The following is a 19,884-nucleotide window of genomic DNA, read 5'->3' on the forward strand; positions in this document are numbered from 1 at the left end:
GGCATGCGGCGGCGAGGCGCGCTTGGGGGGTGGAAGGGGACGAAGGGGCGAAGCCACATTCTATGTGTTGTGTCCGCCACGGCGAAGACCTGCAAGTCGCGCCGCCACACTTCAGGAAAACCTCCGGGAACCGATAAACGTTCCGTAACATCCAGCGCCGCTTGCGGGCTACACGAAAACGCTGCTTCCGAAGCCCGTTTTTTGGCCCCGCGCGCGTCATTCTTGAACGCCTGATCGCCCGAAACACGCGCCCGAACAATACCCGCGGCCGTGGCCAGCCAGCACGCCTCAGCCGCACCGCAAACCCATCCCTGACCATGGCTCCTGCCCCAGCCAGCGCCCTTTCCCGTGCCGATCTCACGCATCCACGCCCGCTGCTGCGCCGTTGCCTGCCGGCCCTGCTCGCCGCGACGCTGGCCGTGCTGCCCGCGATGCTGCCGCCGGCGGTGACCGCGCAGCCCGCGCCGCAGCGCACCGACCTGGTCGCGCGCGTGGTCTTCAGCCTGCTCGGCTACGCGCGCTGGCCCGTGGAGCGCGACACGGTGCGCCTGTGCGTGGACAACGCCAGCCGCTATTCCGCGCGGCTGATGGAGGGCGGCACGCTCGCCAGCGGGCGGCCGGTGCAGACGCGCCAGGTCGACGTGCTGGCCGACATGCTGCACCCGGCCTGCGATGCTCTCTATGTCGGCGCGATGAACGACGCCCGACGCAAGCGCCTGTCGGCCGAACTGACCGGCCGTCCGGTACTGGTGGTCACCGAGGAAGACTTCGAGTGCGAGGTGGGCAGCATGTTCTGCCTGAACATCCGCGACAACCAGGTCTTGTTCCGCGTCAACCTCGACACGCTGGCCCGCAGCGGCGTGCACGTACACCCCGGCGTGCTGCAACTGGGACGCCGCAAGGGAGCGCCGTCATGAGGGCGCGCAAGCCGGCGCCGGGCACTCCGGTCCGCCCCACACTCTACAGCGTGCTGCGCCGCATCCACCTGGGCGTGGCGCTGATTGCCGTATTCACCGCGGGCGTGTCCCTGACCGCGCTCGGCATGACCGCGCTGCGCGTCTATGCCGACCACAACGTGCGGCTTGTGGCCCGCTCCATCGCCTATACGCTGGAGGCGCCGGTGGTCTTCCACGACCAGGCGGCCACTGGCGAAACGCTGGCGGTGATCGCCGCGTCCGAGGACATCGCGCGCGCCACCGTCTACGACCGCGACAACCGCGTGCTGGCCGAGTGGCGGCGCCCCGGCCAGCCGCAGCTGACTGGCCTGCCCCACGCGCTGGGCGAGTGGCTGAGCATGGGCGCCGTCGACCAGCCGATCCTGCACCAGGCACAGCAGGTCGGCGTGCTGCGCGTCAGCGGCGACCCGCGCAACCTGCTGCACTTCCTGCTGCAGGGCGCTCTGGGCCTGCTGGGCTGCCTGCTGCTGACCGCGGTCGGCGCGCACTACCTGGCCAGCCGGCTGCTGGTGCAGATCGTCGAACCACTGCGCAACCTGATGCGAGTGGCACACGCGGTGCGCTCCGAGCGCGATTTCGCACAGCGCACGCCACCCGCCAGCATCGAAGAACTCAACGCGCTCAGCGAAGACTTCAACGGCCTGCTGGACGAACTACAGACCTGGCAGAACCAGCTGCAGCACGAGAACCGCTCGCTCGCCCACCGTGCCAACCACGATGCGCTGACCGGCTTGCTCAACCGCGCGGCCTTCGTCGAGGCGCTCGAGCGCGCCGTGCGCCATGCCGCCGCCAACGACGAGTACGCGGCGGTGCTGTACCTGGACAGCGACGATTTCAAGCGCATCAACGACCACCACGGCCATGCCGCCGGCGACGCGGTGCTGGTGGCCGTGGCCCAGCGCATCCGCGCCAGCCTGCGCGCCGGTGACACCGTGGCACGCATCGGCGGCGACGAATTCGCGGTGCTGGCCGCCGCGCTGCGCGCGCCCCGCGACGCCATCCATATCGCCGAACATATCCTGCAGGCCATGGCCGCCCCGATCGCCCTGCCCGACGGCAGCACGGTGCGAGCGTCGCTGAGCATCGGCCTGGCCGTCTTCCCCGTCCACGCGCAAGGCAGCCAGGCGTTGCTGCACGCTGCCGACGCCGCCATGTACGGCGCCAAGCGGCGCTCCGGCGGCATCTGGCAAAGCGCCGAACCGCGCCTGGACGTCACGCTGTGAGAATCCTCATGACCGAACCTTCTGCCCTGCGCTGTTTGATGCCGCGCTGGAAATTCTGGACGGCAAGGCCGTCTTCAGTCCCCGAACGGATTGGGCGCGCGGTTCTCCAGCGCTTCGTTCAGGTCGAACTCGTCGCGCACCTTGTCCACCACCGCGCGGATGCTGGCCTCATAGCCAGTAGCGTTGCCGAAGCCTGTCATATTCCAGTTGCGGCCGCGGGCATCTCGGGGATGCGGCACCGGGGCCGGTACCCGCACTTTGGCCCCGTCCTCACCGATTTCATAGATTTCCTGGATGCGCCGGCTCACCTCATCCTGCAGGGCATGCCGGCCGCGCTCGCGCTTGGCCATGACTGACTCCACGATGGATCCGGGGCCATCCTAGCACGGGGGTACGGGTAAGCTCAAAGGGCCGTCTTGGCCGCCTGGTAGGCAGCGTAGAGGCGCTGGAAAACCGGCCCCGGCACACCCTTGCCAACGGTGCGGCCGTCGATCGTCACCACCGGCAGCAGCTCCTTGCTGGCTGACGACAGCAGCACCTCGTCGGCGGCAAACACCGCTTCCTTTGCAATCCGGCGCGCCTCCATTGGAATCTCCAACGCCGCGCAGATCTCCTCCATAAAGCCGTAGCGGATGCCTTCGAGGATCAGGTTGTCCTTGGGCGGCGCCAGCACGCGGCCATCGCGCACCACCCAGACGTTGGACGACGACGCCTCCGTCAGCCAGCCATCCCGGAACTGGATCGCCTCGGTCGCGCCATGCTCCGCCGCATGCTGCGCGGCCAGCACGTTGCCCAGCAGCGAGGTCGACTTGATCTGGCAGTTCAGCCAGCGCCGGTCCTCCATCGTCACGCACGCCACGCCCTGCTCGCGCATCTGCGCCGATGGCAGTGCCATGGGGTTGGTCATGATCAGCACCGTCGGCACCACTTCCTTCGGGAAGGCATGGGCACGCTTGGCCACGCCGCGCGTCACCTGGATGTAGACCATCTGGTCTGACATGCCGTTGGCCTCCACCACCTCGCCGATCAGTTCCATCCACTGACCCGCACTGTGCGGATCGGGAATCCCGATGGCCTCCAGACTGCGATGCAGCCGCGCCAGATGCTGCGCGCCGCGGAACGGCTTGCCGCCGTAATACGGGATGACTTCGTAGATACCGTCGCCGAAGATGAAGCCGCGGTCGAGGACGGGGATGCGGGCTTCGGAGAGTGGGGTCAGGGTGCCGTTGAGGTGGACGACGGGGTCGGTCATGGTGGGCTTGAACGGAAGAAATGGAGGGAATGCATTGATTGTTCCACACCGCTCTCGGGAGGCTTATGCAAGATTCGCATGACGGCGCCGTGGTCCGCGGCGCGCGAATCGCGACTCCATGGCACACCAGAACCAAAACCCGTAAAGCAAAAACCCGCAGGGCTTGCGCCGTGCGGGTTTTGTCTGAATTCTGGCGGAGAGAGGGGGATTCGAACCCCCGATGGGCTATTAACCCATACACGCTTTCCAGGCGTGCGACTTAAACCACTCATCCATCTCTCCGGGAAGTCCGCGATTATAGCAGAGTTGTCCGACGAATCCAGTGCTTCGTCGCGATACTTCGCCTTACCCTGCCCTACCCCTTGCGCAGGTAGGTCACCAGCCGGTCGATCACCGGCGCATTGCGCGGCGTCAGCAGGCTGACAATGATGGCCACGGCAAACCCCGCGGGCACGCCAAAGGCGCCGGACGCGATCGGGTCGACGCCGAACCAGCGGTTGCCGAAAATGCCGGTCATCTTCGTGAAGAACGGATAGTTGACGAAGATGTAGTACACCGCCACGGCCAGCCCTGCGGCCATGCCGGCCACGGCGCCGGCGGCGGTGGTGCGGCGCCAGAAGATGCCGAGCACCAGCACCGGGAAGAAGCTGGATGCGGCCAGCGAGAAGGCTGCGCCCACCAGGAACAGGATATTGCCCGGCCGCAGCGAGGTGACGTAAGAGGCAAACAGCGCTACGCCAAGCAGCACGATCTTGGCGGTCGTCACCCGCCGCTGATGGCTCGCCTGCCTGTCGACCATGTGATAGAAGACATCGTGCGACAGCGCATTGGCGATCGTCAGCAGCAGCCCGTCGGCAGTGGACAGCGCCGCCGCCAGCGCCCCGGCCGCGATCAGGCCGGAGATCACGTACGGCAGCCCGGCGATTTCCGGGGCGGCGAGCACGATCATGTCGGGCTGCAGCAGGATTTCGGCCCACTGCACGATGCCGTCGCCGTTGACGTCGCGGATGCCGAATACCGGCGGGTCGACCTTGCGCCATTGCACCACCCACTGCGGCAGCTCGGCATATGAGGTGCCGACCAGGTGCGTAAAGAACTCGTACTTGACCAGCGCCGCCAGCGTGGGCGCGGACACATAGAGCAAGGCGATGCAGAACACCGCCCAGGCTACGGAATTGCGCGTTTCCTTGACCGACGGCGTGGTGTAGAGCCGCGTCAGGATATGCGGCAGGCTGGCGGTACCGACCATCAGGCAGAACACCAGCAGCACGAAATTGAGCCGCTTGGTCTTGCGCTCCTGCTCCGACTCCGCGGGATAAGGCTCGGTGGAGGACAGCGAATGGCGGCTGCGCGCGAGCGCATCTTCGCGCTGCTGATTCCATTGCTGCTGCGCGGTGCCCGCATCGCGCGGGAACTCCAGCCGCTCGCGCTCCAGTGCCTTGAGCTCGCGCAGCGGGGCGTTGCGCGCACGCAGGTCCTGCAGGCGCGCGTCTAGCGCGTCGCGTTCCTGCATGAAGGAATCCGGCAGCCGGGCGATGCGTTCCTGCAGCAGGATGGCCTGCTGCTTGTAGTATTCGCGCACGGCCTGCTCGGCGGGCTCGCGTTCGAGTTGCTGCTCGCGCGCGTCGAGCTGCGCCAGCAGCGTGCCGTAGCTCAGTTGCGGCAGCGGTTCCTGGTGGTGCTTCCACGCGATCATCGACACCGTAACCAGGAAGGCGGCGATCATCATGATGTACTGCGCCACCTGGGTCCACGTGACCGCGCGCATGCCGCCGAGGAACGAGCAGACCAGGATGCCCGCCAGCCCGAAGAAGATGCCGACGGCAAACTCCACGCCGATAAAGCGCGTCACCACCAGGCCCACGCCCTGGATCTGCGCCACCAGGTAGACGAACGAACACAGCGAGGCCGCCAGCACGGCGATGGCGCGCACCGGCAGGTTGCCGCCGGGCTTGCCGTTGCCGTAGCGCGCGGCAAGGAAATCGGGGATGGTATAGCCGCCGTACTTGCGCAGGTATGGCGCCAGCAGAAAGGCCACCAGGCAGTAGCCGCCGGTCCAGCCCATCACATAGGCCAGGCCTTCATAGCCGGACGAGAACAGGATGCCGGCCAGGCCGATAAAGGACGCGGCGCTCATCCAGTCGGCCGCGATCGCCATGCCGTTGAACAAGGCCGGCACGCGCCGCGAGGCGACGTAGTACTCGTTCAGGTCCGAGGTGCGGCAGATCAGCCCGATGCAGGCATAGATCGCGATGGTGACAAACAGGAAGACATAGCCGAGCCACAGCGCATCGGCATTGGAGCGCTCCAGCAGCCCCATCATGGCGACGAAACCGAACAGCCCTAGCGTGAACAGGCCGTAGTACAGCAGCAGCCGGCGGCGAAAGCGCGACTGGGCATCGGGCATGGGGGCGGCGGTCCGTGGTCGGTGGGGCGCTATCGTAACAAACCCGCCGGCGCGCGGAAACGCGGCGGCGGGTTCGGCGGCAGATGCACGGCTACGGGATTACTGCGCCTGCTTGAGCTGCTCCAGGATCGCCGGGTTCTCCAGCGTCGAGGTGTCCTGCGTGATTTCCTCACCCTTGGCCAGCGACCGCAGCAGGCGCCGCATGATTTTGCCCGAGCGCGTCTTGGGCAGGTTGTCGCCAAAGCGGATGTCCTTGGGCTTGGCGATCGGGCCGATTTCCTTGCCGACCCAGTTGCGCAGCTCGGTGGCGATCTTGACGGCCTCTTCGCCAGTGGGACGCGCGCGCTTCAGTACGACGAAGGCGCAGATCGCCTCGCCGGTCATGTCGTCCGGGCGGCCCACCACCGCGGCTTCGGCCACCAGCGAGTTCGCCACCAGCGCCGACTCGATCTCCATCGTGCCCATGCGGTGCCCCGACACGTTCAGCACGTCGTCGATGCGGCCCATGATGGTGAAGTAGCCGGTGTCCTTGTCGCGGATCGAGCCGTCGCCGGCCAGGTAGAGGTTGCCGCCGAGCTCCTCGGGGAAATAGCTCTTCTTGAAGCGCTCCGGATCCCCCCAGATGGTGCGGATCATTGCCGGCCACGGGCGCTTGACCACCAGGATGCCGCCGTTGCCGTTGGGCAGGTCATGGCCGGTCTCGTCGACGATCGCGGCCATGATGCCCGGCAGCGGCAGCGTGCACGAGCCCGGCACCAGCGGCGTCGCGCCCGGCAGCGGCGTGATCATGTGGCCGCCGGTCTCGGTCTGCCAGAAGGTGTCGACGATCGGGCAGCGCTCGTTGCCGATGTTCTTGTAGTACCACATCCAGGCTTCGGGGTTGATCGGCTCGCCCACGGTGCCGAGCAGGCGCAGGCTGGACAGGTCGTATTGCTTGGGGTGGATCTTCTCGTCGGCCTCGGCGGCCTTGATCAGCGAGCGGATCGCGGTCGGCGCGGTGTAGAAGATGCTGACCTTGTGGCGCGCGATCATGTCCCAGAAGCGGCCGGCGTTGGGGTACGTGGGCACGCCTTCGAACACCACCTGGGTGGCGCCAGCGGCCAGCGGGCCATAGGCAATATAGGTATGGCCGGTGACCCAGCCGATGTCCGCGGTACACCAGAACAGGTCGTCGGGCTTGATGTCGAAGGTCCACTTCATCGTCATCAGCGCCCATAGCAGGTAGCCGCCGGTGCTGTGCTGCACGCCCTTGGGCTTGCCGGTGGAGCCGGAGGTGTAGAGCACGAACAGCGGATGCTCGGCGCTCACCGGCTCGGCTTCGCAGGTGTCCGGCTGGTCCGCGCTGACGTCTTCCATCCAGCGGTCGCGGCCTTCGGTCCAGGCCACGTTGCCGCCGGTGCGGCGGTAGACGATCACGTTCTTGACGGCGTCGCAGCCGCCCAGTGCCAGCGCATCATCGGCGATCGCCTTCAGCGGCAGCGCCTTGCCGCCGCGCATCTGCTCGTCGGCGGTGATCAGCGCCACCGCGCCGACGTCCACTAGCCGCTCCTGCAGCGACTTGGCCGAGAAGCCGCCGAACACCACCGAATGCGTGGCACCTAGCCGTGCGCAGGCCTGCATCGCCACCACGCCTTCGATCGACATCGGCATGTAGATCACGACCCGGTCGCCCTTCTTGATGCCAAGCGACTTCAGGCCATTGGCGAAGCGGCAGACCTTGCCATGCAGCTCGCGGTAGGTGACGCGGCTGACGGTGCCGTCGTCGGCCTCGAACACGATCGCGACCTTGTCGGCGTTGCCGTTCTGCAGATTGCGGTCCAGGCAGTTGTAAGACGCGTTGAGCTCGCCGTCTTCGAACCACTTGTAGAACGGCGCGTTGCTCTCGTCCAGTACCTTGGTGAAGGGCTTGTTCCAGTGCAGCAACTCACGCGCGTGGCGGGCCCAGAAGCCCTCATAGTCGCGCTCGGCTTCTTCGCACAGCGCCTGATAGGCCTCCATGCTGGGGATCGCGGCTTGCCTGGCGAATTCCTCGGGCGGGTTGAACACGCGATGCTCGTGCATCACCGATTCGATAGCGGACATAGGTCTTGTCTCCTGACTTTGGACTGGCTTTGGCTGCCACGTTACGCCCGACGCCTTACTGAAACCTGACGCTCGGCGGCTGCGCGCGCCCACGGCACGGTTGGGGCAGTTCCCGGTGCGCATGCTGCAGCGCAGCAGGAACAGTCCAGCCATCGGGGGCGAAAGTGCGGCCTTCTCCATTAGGCTAGCACAGCTATAATGCCGCGACCCCTATACCTGAACGCGGCGCTGACCCTTGCCGCGCTCCCCAGGCCCACCAGCCCGCCGTGCCATATGCCGGCCCGCACGCCGGACGACCGAGGCAGTAACCTGTGTCCGCCAACCCTCCCGTCCAGACCTCCGCCTCCCCCCCCCGTCTACGCCCTCTTCCTGATCGCCTCGATGGCGCTGGTCGGCAGCAATGTCGGACTGGGCAAATCGATCATCGCGCATGTGCCGGTGCTGTTGTTCGCGCTGCTGCGCTTTGTCATCGCCATCATCTGCCTGGCGCCGTGGTACCGGCCGGCGCGCATGCGCCGCGTCTCGCGCGGCGAATGGCTGAACCTGTTCCTGCAGGCGTTCTTCGGCACCTTCCTGTTTACGCTGCTGATGCTCAACGGCGTGCGGCTGACCAGCGCCATGGCCGCAGGCGTGATCACCAGCACCATCCCCGCCACGGTGGCGATCCTGTCCTGGCTGCTGCTGCGCGAGCGGCTGTCGCGGCGCACGGTGGCATCGGTGCTGCTGGCGGTGGCCGGTATCGCCGTGCTCAATATCGCCCGCGGCGACTCGCATGGCACCGGCAGCGGCAGCCAGGCCTGGCTGGGCAACCTGATGATCCTGGGCGCGGTGGCGTGCGAATCGATCTACGTGATCCTGTCGCGCCGGCTCACGCAAACGCTGGCAGCAATCGAGATCTGCGCCTATACGCACCTGATCGGCGGGCTGCTGATGCTGCCGCTGGGCCTGGCGCCGCTGCTGACCTTCGATGCCTCGACGGTACCTACGCAGACCTGGCTGATGCTGCTCTGGTATGCGCTGTCGGCCAGCGTGTTCTCCTTCTGGCTGTGGATGAAGGGCATCCGGCATGTGCCGGGGCAAGTAGCGGGCGTGTTCACCTCGGTGCTGCCGGTGGCGGCAGCCACCTACGGCATCGCCTTCCTGGGGGAGAAGCCGGGCTGGCCGCACGGCGTGGCGCTGGCGTGCGTGCTGGCCGGAATCGTGCTGGCGAGCTGGCCGGGCCGGATCGCGCGCGGCGCGTGGCGCGGCAAGGCGGCCGGCGCGGATCCGGGCGCGGCGGGCTGAGCCACGCGGGCGAGAAATGGTAACGGTCTTCGGTTACGGTCGGTAACACAGCCCGGTCATCTGCGCTTGGTACAATCCACGCCGACTTTCAACTCGCCGACACCGCCCCGCCCATGGCTTCCAATCCAATGACCAGGCCGCAGACCATGCGGCCGATCCCGAGCATCATCTTCGCGTCGCGCTGGCTGCAGTTGCCGCTTTACCTGGGCCTGATCGTGGCCCAGGGCGTCTATGTTTACCATTTCCTGGTCGAAGTCTGGCACCTGCTGGCGCATGTGACGGAATTCGACGAGAACAAGATCATGCTGGTGGTGCTGGGCCTGATCGACGTGGTGATGATCTCCAACCTGCTGATCATGGTGATCGTGGGCGGCTACGAGACCTTCGTGTCGCGCCTGGGCATCGACAACCACCCGGACGAGCCGGAGTGGCTGGACCACGTCAACGCCGGCGTGCTCAAGGTCAAGCTGTCGATGGCGCTGATCGGGATTTCGTCGATCCACCTGCTGAAGACCTTTATCGATGCGGAGCAGCGCACGACCCACACCATCATGTGGCAGGTGGCGATCCACATTGCCTTCCTCGCCTCTGCGGTGGCCATGGCCTGGGTGGACCGGATGGTGTCACACCCGGCCGGCACCCATGCGAAGTCAGGGACACATTGAGACGACGCTGAGCGTTGGCTTCACACCGGACCGCGGCCATGTGCCGCGGTTTTTTGTTTTGAGGCGCCGGCGCCACCTCCACGCGTGTAGACCGATGTATGCAGACGGGCAGAAGGCCCCGGCTCAGTGTATGATTTCGCGCTGTGTTTCACCGCTGCCCACCCCCCACAAAATGACTGTCATCAAGCAAGAAGACCTCATCCAGAGCGTCGCCGACTCCCTGCAGTACATCAGCTACTACCACCCGATGGACTACATCACCAGCCTGGGCCGCGCCTATGAGCTGGAGCAGAGCCCGGCGGCCAAGGACGCGATCGCACAGATCCTGACCAACAGCCGCATGTGCGCAGAGGGCAAGCGCCCGATCTGCCAGGACACCGGCATCGTCACGATCTTCGTCAAGGTGGGGATGGACGTGCGCTGGGATGGCGCCACCATGGGCCTGACGGACATGATCAATGAAGGCGTGCGCCGCGGCTACACGCACCCGGACAACGTGCTGCGCGCGTCGATCGTCAGCCCGCCCGAAGGCGCCCGCAAGAACACCAAGGACAACACCCCGGCCGTGATCCACTACGAGGTCGTGCCGGGCAACACCGTCGACATCCAGGTCGCGGCCAAGGGCGGCGGCTCGGAGAACAAGTCCAAGTTCGTGATGCTGAACCCGTCCGACTCGATCGTCGACTGGGTGCTGAAGACCGTGCCGACCATGGGCGCGGGCTGGTGCCCGCCGGGCATGCTGGGCATCGGCATCGGCGGCACGGCCGAGAAGGCCATGGTGATGGCCAAGGAATCGCTGATGGAGTCCATCGACATCCAGGACATCATCGCCCGCGGCCCGAAGGACTGGGTCGAGGAACTGCGCGTCGAGCTGTACGAGAAGGTCAATGCGCTGGGCATCGGCGCGCAGGGCCTGGGCGGCCTGGCCACCGTGCTGGACGTCAAGATCATGGCCTGCCCGACGCACGCCGCATCCAAGCCGGTCGCGATGATCCCCAACTGCGCCGCCACCCGCCACGTGCACTTCACGCTGGACGGCAGCGGCCCGGCCAAGCTGGAAGCGCCTGACCTGTCGCAATGGCCGGAGGTCGAGTGGGAACCGAACACCGAGACCTCCAAGCGCGTCGACCTGAACACGCTGACGCCGGAAGAAGTCGCCTCGTGGAAGCCGGGCCAGACCCTGCTGCTCAACGGCAAGATGCTGACCGGCCGCGACGCCGCGCACAAGCGCATCGCCGACATGCTGGCCAAGGGCGAGAAGCTCCCGGTGGACTTCAAGAACCGCGTGATCTACTACGTCGGCCCGGTCGATCCGGTGCGCGACGAGGCAGTCGGCCCGGCCGGCCCCACCACCGCCACGCGCATGGACAAGTTCACCGAGATGATGCTGGCCGAAACCGGCCTGATCTCGATGATCGGCAAGGCCGAGCGCGGCCCTGTGGCGATCGAAGCCATCAAGAAGCACAAGTCGGCCTACCTGATGGCCGTGGGCGGCGCCGCCTACCTGGTGGCCAAGGCAATCAAGGAAGCCAAGGTGGTCGGCTTCGAAGACCTCGGCATGGAAGCGATCTACGAGTTCGACGTCAAGGACATGCCGGTGACGGTCGCCGTGGACAGCGAAGGCACCTCGGTGCACAAGACCGGCCCGGCCGAATGGCAAGCCAAGATCGGCAAGATCCCGGTCGCCGCGCTGTAAGCAAGGCAACGCGGTAGAATCTGCCGTCGCGCTCGAAAAAAGCCGGGTTCCGACCCGGCTTTTTTTTGCCCAATTTTCTGTTGCCCTCCCCTCCCGTGAACCCCGCACCCATCGGCGTCTTCGATTCCGGCCTTGGCGGCCTGTCCGTGCTGCGCGAGATCCGCACGCTGCTGCCGCATGAATCGCTGCTATACCTGGCCGATTCGAAATACGCGCCGTACGGCGAGAAGCCCGAGAAATTTGTCGAAGCGCGCACCCTGCAGGCCTGCGCATGGCTGATCGCCCAAGGCTGCAAGGCGCTGGTGATCGCCTGCAACACGGCCACCGGCCATGCCGTGGAACTGCTGCGCAAGCAACTGCCGCTTCCGATCATCGGTGTGGAACCGGGCCTGAAGCCGGCCGCCGCGGCCAGCCGCAGCAAGGTGGTGGGCGTGCTGGCGACCGCCAATACGCTCAAGAGTGCCAAATTCGCGCGGCTGCTGGCGTCGCTGGATGGCGAAAGCCGCTTTATCTGCGAAGCCGGCCTTGGCCTGGTGTCGCTGATCGAGCAAGGCGATGTCGACGGCCCCGCCGTACGCGAGCGCCTCGATGCCTACCTCACGCCCATGCTCGAAGCCGGCGCCGACACGCTGGTGCTGGGATGCACCCACTACCCTTTCCTCTCCGGCACCATCCGCGCGATGGTGGGCGACCAGCTGGCGCTGGTGGACACCGGTAGCGCGATTGCGCGCCAGCTCGCGCGCAAGCTGGCCGAGCACGGCATGGCTGCCGCGCCCGATGCCACGCCGCACGACCGCTTTGCCTCCACCAAGGACGCCGCGCACCTGCGTGCCATGGCAGCCACGCTGCTGCAGGTGCAGGCCGATGCCGAGACAGTGGTGATTGAGCCGGCGCCCGCGCTGTAGCCGACACTGCGGCCGGTCCCCTCCCTACTGCAGAAAGCCCAGCGGACGGTGCTCCCGCACCTCGGGCTTGATTGCATGCTCCTGGCGCAGCTGCGCCAGGAATTCATCCGGTGTCAGCGCCTCACCCAGCAGCACGCACTGGCGCTTGACGGTGGCGAAGTCGCCCGGCGTCAGGCAATCCATTGCATCGAGTTCGCGGCGCATGGCGTCGGTCAGGCGAGACTCTTCGCCATCGAGCGCCTCGTCGACGAACATCGTCGCCCGCTGCGCGGGCTTCAACGACAGGAAACGGATCTTGAACGAGAAGCGCCGCAGCGCGGCCTCGTCGATGCGGTCGAACAGGTTGGTGGTGCAGACAAAGATGCCGTTGAAGCGTTCCATGCCCTGCAGCATCTCGTTGACCTCGGAGATCTCATAGTTGCGCACCGCCTGCTGGCGACTCTGCATGAAGCTGTCGGCCTCGTCCAGCAGCAGCACCGCACCGTCTTCCTCGGCGCGGGCAAACATGGCGGCGATCTGCTGCTCGGTCTCGCCGACGTACTTGCTCATCAGGTCCGAGGCGCGGCGGATCATCAGCGGCAGGTCCAGCTCGGCGGCGATATGCTCGGCCAGCGCGGTCTTGCCGGTGCCGGGCGGGCCGTAGAAGCAAAGCGTGCCGCGCTGGCGCACGCGCAGGGCTTCGACGATCTTCACCACCTCGTAGCGGGTTTCGAGATGCAGGTTCTCCAGCCGGTAGTGCGTGACCACCGGTCGGGCCTCGGCTTCCGGGCGCAGCCCCATGGCGCGGTCGGCGTGCTCGAGCTGGCGCAGGATCAGCGCTTCCACCGGCTCTTCCACATCGGGCCGCGCCAGCTCGACGAAGCGCGCAGCGGACTGTACCTGTGCCGGCGTCAGCGTCTTGCGCGCGGCGAGCCCGGCGATGAAGGCATCGCTGACGTCCAGCCCGCCCAAGTGCTTGCGGATGATGTTCTCGCGCACCAGCGGCGGCGGGATCTTCAACTCCAGGTGGAACTGGAAGCGGCGCAGGTAAGCCGGGTCGATCTGGCGAATCGAGTTGGAGATCCAGATCACCGGCACCGGGTTCTGCTCAAGCGTCTGGTTGACCCAGGCCTTGCCGTTCACCGAGGCGCGCGTGTCTTCCTGGCCGAACAGGCTCATCAGCTCGCGCGCGCTGCCGGGAAAGACGTCTTCCACCTCGTCGAACAACAGCGCGGTATGCGCACGCCCGCGCAGGAAGGCCTGCGACACCTGCAGCGAGCGGTAGCGGTCCTTGCCCGACAGGCTGTTGCCGTCGCGGTCCAGGCAATCGACCTCGTACAGTTCGCAACCTGCCTCACGCGCCAGCAGCCGCGCGAACTCGGTCTTGCCGGTGCCGGGCGGGCCGTAGATCAGCACGTTGACGCCGCTGGCGTGCTGGCGCGTGGCATTGGACAGCAGCGCGCACAGGTAGCGCGCGTCGGTCTCGACATGGGGATAGTCGGCGGTGGTCAGCGTGGGCGGAGCGGCCGGGCGGGTGAAGACCGCCATCATCTCGGCCTCGTTGGCGTAGTTGCCCAGCAGCACGTGCAGCAGGCGGTCGGACAGCCGCATCAGGTCGCCGAGGTCGGTCACGCTGTTTTCCGGGAGCGGCTGTTCGATCAGGTTCAGCGTCTCCAGCCGCGAGCCCGGGCGCAGCGAGGCGGCCACGTCAGCCGCGCCGGCGCCGGTCAGCCCAGCCAGGATCTGGAACGCTTCCTGGCTGTGCGCCACCTTGCAGTCGACCATTACCGCGCGCAGGTCGCGCTTGTACTTGGCCAGCGCCGCGTACAGCAGCAGCTTGCGCTCGTGCTCGGGCAGGTCCAGCACATGGCTGAGCATGTCGATATTGCGCACCAGCAGCACGCGCTCGCCTTCCAGCCGCTGGGCGATGGCCGCGGCCGAGGCGTCGAACACCGCGAACATGTCCTTCGCGTGGTGCTTGACGTACTCGTCCAGGTAATAGAACAGCGCGCTTTCATCGAAGGCGCTGTTCCACTGGCCGTGGCGATCCAGGAACTCTTCAGGGGTCAGGCGCGAAGCGCCCTTCCAGGCAGGCATGTCGGCGCAGCGCGCGGCCAGGAAGCGCTGCACGCGCAGCACCACGCCGTACGGCCACACCATTTCCTGCGCGCTGACGGTCAGGACATCGTTGATATTGCTGCGCAAATTGAAGCGCGGGCCCAGCACGCACACCACGCGCAGGGCAAACTGGGCGCACATCCAGTCCAGCGCGGAGCTGGACGACGTCCCGGCCATGGAGCGCAGAATCGTCGAGCGGTCATCTTCAGCGGAACGTGTGAAGTCCATGGACGGGTTCCCCGAGCGCGCCGTGGCGGGCGCGCGACCGGCGCACCGCCTCGTCTGCAGTTTCTTCCTATGCTAGCGCGCTTTGCCCCCCTCCGCGCACGCACGGAAAGATCAGGCGCCAGCGATTGTGGCCTGGGCCACCGAAGCATCCGGTTGGTTGCGGGCGCGCAAACCCGCACGAGATTGCGCTAAGCGTTCCAAAACGCTGCCTGGATTTGGGGGTATAACGTGTCGTGGCAGAAATTTCCAGTTGCGACGCACAAATCACAACAAATAAGAATCATTATCGTTTATACTACCGCGCTGACACGCTGCCCCAGAGTGGCGCTCCCACGGCAACCCTGTTGAAGGAGCGTTTATCATGGAATTGCTGCTCAGCCTGCTGGTCGGTTGCGGCATCTCGCTGATCCTGTTTTATCGCAAGTGACGGTGCGCCAGCGCCGCTGCGTGCACCGCTGCAGGCGTCCTCGCGCCTGCCGGCAGACTTTTGTTGTTGACACATGTTCGATCAACGCTTCTTCAAGATTACGCTCGCCGTTCTGCTGTTCCACGCCGGCCTGCTTTACCTGATCCAGAGCGGCCTGGGGCGCAAGCTGACCGAGGCCGTGATCGCGCCCGAGATCATCGCGCGCATCATCCCGCTCGAACAGCCCAAGCAGGAAGCCCCGCCTGAGCCGCCCAAGCCCAAACCCAAGCAGGAAACGCCGCCCAAGCAGGTGAAGATCACCACGCCCAAGCCGACGCCGCCGCAACCCCGGCCGACGCCGCAGGCGGTGGCCAACCTGCCGCCCACGCCGAACGCACCCGAGGCCCCGCCGGCACCTCCCGCTCCGCCGGCACCGGCGCCTGAGCCCACACCGGCCCCGGTGGCAACCGCCCCGCGCGCGGTCGGCATCGGCGAAATCCAGTGCTCGTCGCCGCAGCCGAAGTATCCTTCCCAGTCGCGCCGCATGGGCGAGACCGGCAAGGCCGTAATCCGGCTGACCACCGACGAGAGCGGCAAGGTCATCAAGACCGCGGTGGTATCGTCGAGCGGCTCGTCGCGCCTGGACCAGGCAGCAGTGGAAGCGGTGCAGGCGATGCGCTGCAAGCCTTACATGGACAACGGCCGTGCTGTCGCGGTCACGGCACAGCAGCCGATCGGCTTCGAACTGAACTAAATCACTGAACCGATCGCGCGATCCGATTTCTGATCTCTGATCTGACCTAACCCAAGCGAACTCACCAGGAACCAACACATGCAGGACCTCGGACTCTCCCACCTCTGGGCGCAAGGCGACTTCGTCATGCGTGCGACCGCCATCATTCTGCTGATCATGTCGCTCGCCTCTTGGATCGTGATCCTTACCAAGGCGTGGGATCTGTTCCGCCTGAAGAAGATGGCGCAAGGCGCGGAAAAGCGCTTCTGGCACTCTGATGACTTCGACCACGCGCTCGAAACCCTGGGCGCGAGCGACGCCAACCCGTTCCGCACGCTGGCCGTGGCCGGCAGGGAAGCCACCCAGCACCACCGCGCCAGCCAGCCCCAGCTGCACGACGTGATGGATATCTCCGACTGGCTGACGCGCTCGCTCAAGAGCTCCATCGATGACTCGGTGGCGCGCATGCAGTCGGGCCTGGCGGTGCTGGCTTCGGTGGGCTCGACAGCGCCGTTCGTCGGCCTGTTCGGCACGGTGTGGGGCATCTACCACGCGCTGATCGGCATCGGTGCCTCGGGCGTACCGACCATCGACAAGGTGGCCGGCCCGGTGGGCGAGGCGCTGATCATGACCGCCTTCGGCCTGGCCGTGGCAATCCCGGCCGTGCTGGGCTATAACGCACTCACCCGCGGCAACAAGTCGGTGATCTCGAAGCTGAACCGCTTTGCGCACGACCTGCACGCCTACTTCGTGACCGGTGCCCGTGTGCGCCCGACCGGTGCCCGCACCGAGGACGGCACCGTGCGCCTGGCCGCGGCACAGCGCTAAACCGCAAGTAAGGAAGTCATCATGGCATTCGGTACTCTCGACGGCGACGACGACGAGGTGATGAGCGAGATCAACATGACGCCGCTGGTCGACGTCATGCTGGTGCTGCTGATCATCTTCATCATCACCATTCCCGTGATCAACCACGCGGTGAAGGTCGACCTGCCGCGCGCCACCAACACCCCGAACGACCCCAAGCCGCAGAACATCAACGTCATCATCGACGCGAGCGGCAAGGTCTTCTGGAACCAGGTGGAAGTGGACCAGGCCACGCTGGAAAACAATATCTCGCTGGCCGCCAAGCAGGAGCCTCAGCCTGAGCTGCACCTGCGCGCGGACCGCGAGGTGCGCTACGAGCGCGTGGCCGAGGTGATGGCCGCCGCGCAGCATGGCGGCCTGGGCAAGATCGGCTTTATCACCGAACCCAAGCAGTAAGCGGGCGCCGCCAGGCATCCCGGCCAGGAAGGGCATCCCTCGGGATGCCCTTCTGTCGTTTACGGCTCCGCTCCGTTGCCCGAACCGGGACGCGAACAGGGACGGATTACCCCGCCACAACAGCGCGGCCAGGGTCGCATCGTCGTTTGCCGAATCTTAGCCAACTCTATTGTAATGATAACAATTCTCATTTAATATATTTCCATCGACGCGCCGCTACCGGCGCACCCTCATTGCAGAACGGAGCCAGATGATGAGCACACTTTCCCTGCCGCTGTCGCAACCGCGTGAAGTCACCCGCCGCCGGCTGTCGCTGCGCCGCGTCGAGGTGGCCGCCCAGCCGCGCCGTGAGACGGCAGTTGCGAAGGCAGCCCCGTCGACCATCGCCTCCGTCAAGTCGGCCGTGGCCGCCCTGCCCGCCCGCATCGAGGCACTGGTACGCGACAGCCTGTTATCCGCCCCCGCGGGTGAGCCGGTGGCGCTGGACGCCATCATGCGCGGCGCGAGCACACTGCCGATCCTGCATAACGGCGAGGTCTACACGCTGCGCGTCACGCGCTACGGCAAGCTGATCCTGACGAAATAACACGCCCCGGCGGCGATTCCGTTGCGCTGAAGCCGATGGGAAGGATTTGAGACCCGCGTTCGCCGCGGGCGCCACGAACGTGGCAGTAAAGACTTTTGTGGGGACCACCTCGGAACGAGGTGTTGGGCAGTAGCCAGGTGGGCGTACCGCCGGCGGGATTTCAGACCCCTCGCCAGGCCGGCCCGGATCCAGCCATGCCCTCTTTTATTGCGCCCCGCAGGCCATGCCTTCGGGGCATTTTCATGGGCCGGCGTGGTCGCCGGCCACGGATCTTACAGGCCCAGCGCGGCGATGCCGGCGCGCGCGATCTGCGCGTCTTCGGTCGACTTCACGCCCGACACGCCCACGGCACCGACCACCTGGTCGTTGCAGACGATGGGCACGCCGCCCTCCAGCATGCCTTGCAGCACCGGCGCGGTCATGAACGAGTAGCGGCCGTTGTTGATCATGTCTTCGTAGATCTTCGACTCACGACGGCCCAGTGCCGAGGTACGGGCCTTCTCTCCAGCAATGTAGGCGGAAATCGGTGCGGCGCCGTCCAGGCGCTGCATGGCCAGCAGATGGCCGCCGTCATCCACCACCACGATGGACACGGCCCAGTGATGGTTCTTCGCCTCGGTTTCCGCTGCGGCCATGATCTTCTTCACGTCGTCTGCCGTCAGAACCGTCTTTTGCTGCATGCCACTCTCCTGGTCATTCATTTGTTGAATGCGCAAGTATAGCGCCGCACCCCCGCCATCGCCATGGCGGCCGCCGCTTGGGGCAAGGCTTCCGGGCTATCCGCACAAAGCAGAATGGCCCGCGCGGGGCGGGCCATTCCGGTCAGGTGGTCAGGTGGTACCAGTGGCGAATATCAGGCGCCGTCGCTGAACGAGTCGCGCGACCCCATGCGTGCGCCGTCAGTGTACGGGTCGGTCTTGCCGACGCGCGCGCCATCGGTGTACGTATCGAACTTGCCCGCCTTGGCACCGTCGGTGTATGGATCGACTGCGCCGATCTTGGCGCCGTCCAGGTACGGATCGACCTTGCCAGCCGCGGATGCGGAGGTGGAAATGGCGCCCAGCGCGGCCAGTGCGGCGGCGGCGGCAACGAGTTGCTTGATCTTCATGAGAATTCCCCTGTGCGTTCTGGTTAGTCCTGGCATCGCTAAGACGTGCAGAAATGTCATCACGACGTCATAGACATAGTTTAGGGGAAAACCCTTATAGTGATGGAGGTGACGCTTTGAGCAGTCCGTTCAAATAATTTGACTACGCTCAAGATAGGGGCGAAATTCCGGGAACTGGCGTCGCAGGCTCATGCCGCAGTGCGGCAACAAGAAAAGCGAAGGGCCCCGCAGGGCCCTGTCTTTCAAAAAGCTTGCTTGCGCCGCTCAGTCGCGCCAGCGACCGTGACCATGGCCATGGCCGTGGCCGTGGCCGTCACGGTAATGTCCCGGCGGACCATAGTAGCCGCGGTGGCCGTGTCCATAATAGCGCGCCGGGCCATAGTAGCCCGGACCATAGTAGACCGGGCGCGGACGCACCACCACGGCCGGCGGGCCATAGTAGACCGGCGCCGGTGCCACCACCACCGGGGGCGGGGGCGCGTAGTACACAGGAGCGGGCGGATAGTAAGCCGGGCCACCGATCACAACGCCGGGGACACCGACCGCCACGCCGACGCTCACATGGGCCATCGCGGCCCCAGACGCAAGCCCGGCTGCGACACCGAATGCTGCGAGCAACCAACGTTTCATATCCGCCTCTCAAAGTGAGATTTCTCTTACCTAGTATTTTAGAGGTTTGGAAATTTCCAGGTGAAACGGCAGGCACAACATTGTTACCAGCGGTAACAGCCCCGTCACTTTTGGGCGGCAAGCCCGTACTTTAGGGGGTTGCGGGGAAGGACGACTGTTGCGCGCTTGCATCCGGATTGCGGAGCCACCACAATACCGGGCTTGCCGTGCGGCCGTGGAGAAATTGGTAGACTCAGCAGACTTAAAATCTGCCGCCTTTCCAGGCTTACGGGTTCGAGTCCCGTCGGCCGCACCAGGGCGCATTGCCGCCCAGCCTCCAAATGAAATGAGGGGGCAATCGCCCCCTCTCAGTCATTCCCCGCT

General features: G+C 65.9%; 18 protein-coding genes and 2 tRNA genes. 11 read left to right on the forward strand and 9 right to left on the reverse strand.

What is annotated here, in order from left to right:
* Positions 1–317: 317 nt before the first annotated feature.
* Positions 318–917, forward strand: a complete 600-nt coding sequence (locus ABNX08_RS14960; protein WP_022535886.1) for a YfiR family protein — start codon at positions 318–320, stop codon at positions 915–917.
* Complete coding sequence (locus ABNX08_RS14965) at positions 914–2,179, forward strand: diguanylate cyclase domain-containing protein (protein WP_022535887.1); 1,266 nt, start codon at positions 914–916, stop codon at positions 2,177–2,179. The genes ABNX08_RS14960 and ABNX08_RS14965 overlap by 4 nt, the downstream gene beginning before the upstream one ends.
* A gap of 74 nt (positions 2,180–2,253) precedes the next feature.
* On the opposite strand, the gene ABNX08_RS14970 is transcribed toward ABNX08_RS14965, so the two are convergent.
* The 5 genes from ABNX08_RS14970 to acs all read right to left on the reverse strand — a co-directional run bounded on the left by ABNX08_RS14970 (position 2,254) and on the right by acs (position 7,920).
* Positions 2,254–2,529, reverse strand: coding sequence for a hypothetical protein (locus tag ABNX08_RS14970; protein ID WP_022535888.1), 276 nt, complete (start codon positions 2,527–2,529; stop codon positions 2,254–2,256).
* Positions 2,530–2,582: 53 nt separating this feature from the next.
* Positions 2,583–3,431, reverse strand: coding sequence for a D-amino acid aminotransferase (locus ABNX08_RS14975; RefSeq protein WP_022535889.1), 849 nt, complete (start codon positions 3,429–3,431; stop codon positions 2,583–2,585).
* Positions 3,432–3,622: 191 nt separating this feature from the next.
* Positions 3,623–3,713 (reverse strand) — tRNA-Ser (locus ABNX08_RS14980).
* Positions 3,714–3,786: 73 nt separating this feature from the next.
* Complete coding sequence (locus ABNX08_RS14985) at positions 3,787–5,838, reverse strand: sodium:solute symporter family protein (RefSeq protein ID WP_022535890.1); 2,052 nt, start codon at positions 5,836–5,838, stop codon at positions 3,787–3,789.
* Between the two features lie 99 nt (positions 5,839–5,937).
* Entirely contained in the window at positions 5,938–7,920 is a 1,983-nt protein-coding gene (gene acs, locus ABNX08_RS14990) for an acetate--CoA ligase (RefSeq protein ID WP_022535891.1), read from the reverse strand.
* 381 nt (positions 7,921–8,301) lie between these two features.
* Here acs and ABNX08_RS14995 point away from each other — a divergent pair, with 381 nt between their 5' ends.
* From ABNX08_RS14995 to murI, 4 genes are all read left to right on the forward strand, one after another.
* Positions 8,302–9,204: a DMT family transporter gene (locus tag ABNX08_RS14995; protein ID WP_041681103.1), complete on the forward strand. Its 903-nt coding sequence runs from the start codon at positions 8,302–8,304 to the stop codon at positions 9,202–9,204.
* Positions 9,205–9,317: 113 nt separating this feature from the next.
* Positions 9,318–9,869: a TIGR00645 family protein gene (locus ABNX08_RS15000; protein ID WP_022535893.1), complete on the forward strand. Its 552-nt coding sequence runs from the start codon at positions 9,318–9,320 to the stop codon at positions 9,867–9,869.
* Positions 9,870–10,041: 172 nt separating this feature from the next.
* Positions 10,042–11,565, forward strand: a complete 1,524-nt coding sequence (locus ABNX08_RS15005) for a fumarate hydratase (protein WP_022535894.1) — start codon at positions 10,042–10,044, stop codon at positions 11,563–11,565.
* Positions 11,566–11,660: 95 nt separating this feature from the next.
* On the forward strand, positions 11,661–12,470 hold the full coding sequence (gene murI / locus ABNX08_RS15010; protein WP_349604204.1) for a glutamate racemase: 810 nt from the start codon (positions 11,661–11,663) through the stop codon (positions 12,468–12,470).
* A gap of 24 nt (positions 12,471–12,494) precedes the next feature.
* Here murI and ABNX08_RS15015 read toward each other — a convergent pair whose 3' ends face one another.
* Complete coding sequence (locus tag ABNX08_RS15015) at positions 12,495–14,795, reverse strand: AAA family ATPase (RefSeq protein ID WP_022535896.1); 2,301 nt, start codon at positions 14,793–14,795, stop codon at positions 12,495–12,497.
* A gap of 500 nt (positions 14,796–15,295) precedes the next feature.
* Here ABNX08_RS15015 and ABNX08_RS15020 point away from each other — a divergent pair, with 500 nt between their 5' ends.
* From ABNX08_RS15020 to ABNX08_RS15035, 4 genes are all read left to right on the forward strand, one after another.
* Positions 15,296–15,955: an energy transducer TonB gene (locus ABNX08_RS15020; RefSeq protein ID WP_022535897.1), complete on the forward strand. Its 660-nt coding sequence runs from the start codon at positions 15,296–15,298 to the stop codon at positions 15,953–15,955.
* Between the two features lie 78 nt (positions 15,956–16,033).
* Positions 16,034–16,762, forward strand: a complete 729-nt coding sequence (locus ABNX08_RS15025; protein WP_022535898.1) for a MotA/TolQ/ExbB proton channel family protein — start codon at positions 16,034–16,036, stop codon at positions 16,760–16,762.
* Between the two features lie 21 nt (positions 16,763–16,783).
* Complete coding sequence (locus ABNX08_RS15030) at positions 16,784–17,197, forward strand: biopolymer transporter ExbD (protein WP_022535899.1); 414 nt, start codon at positions 16,784–16,786, stop codon at positions 17,195–17,197.
* 253 nt (positions 17,198–17,450) lie between these two features.
* A complete protein-coding gene (locus tag ABNX08_RS15035) occupies positions 17,451–17,783 on the forward strand; it encodes a hemin uptake protein HemP (RefSeq protein ID WP_041681537.1) in 333 nt (110 codons plus the stop codon).
* A 272-nt stretch (positions 17,784–18,055) separates the two neighbouring features.
* Here ABNX08_RS15035 and ABNX08_RS15040 read toward each other — a convergent pair whose 3' ends face one another.
* The 3 genes from ABNX08_RS15040 to ABNX08_RS15050 all read right to left on the reverse strand — a co-directional run bounded on the left by ABNX08_RS15040 (position 18,056) and on the right by ABNX08_RS15050 (position 19,521).
* Positions 18,056–18,463 carry a heme-binding protein gene (locus ABNX08_RS15040; RefSeq protein ID WP_041681105.1) on the reverse strand — a complete coding sequence of 136 codons (408 nt, stop codon included), beginning with the start codon at positions 18,461–18,463 and terminating at the stop codon, positions 18,056–18,058.
* Between the two features lie 173 nt (positions 18,464–18,636).
* Complete coding sequence (locus ABNX08_RS15045) at positions 18,637–18,891, reverse strand: hypothetical protein (RefSeq protein WP_022535902.1); 255 nt, start codon at positions 18,889–18,891, stop codon at positions 18,637–18,639.
* Positions 18,892–19,155: 264 nt separating this feature from the next.
* Positions 19,156–19,521 carry a hypothetical protein gene (locus ABNX08_RS15050; RefSeq protein WP_022535903.1) on the reverse strand — a complete coding sequence of 122 codons (366 nt, stop codon included), beginning with the start codon at positions 19,519–19,521 and terminating at the stop codon, positions 19,156–19,158.
* A gap of 208 nt (positions 19,522–19,729) precedes the next feature.
* On the opposite strand from ABNX08_RS15050, the gene ABNX08_RS15055 reads away from it, so the two are divergent.
* Positions 19,730–19,816: transfer RNA gene (locus ABNX08_RS15055), tRNA-Leu, on the forward strand.
* Positions 19,817–19,884 lie beyond the last annotated feature (68 nt).

The organism is Cupriavidus sp. DF5525 (assembly GCF_040149425.2).
GTDB classification, from domain to species: domain Bacteria; phylum Pseudomonadota; class Gammaproteobacteria; order Burkholderiales; family Burkholderiaceae; genus Cupriavidus; species Cupriavidus pickettii_A.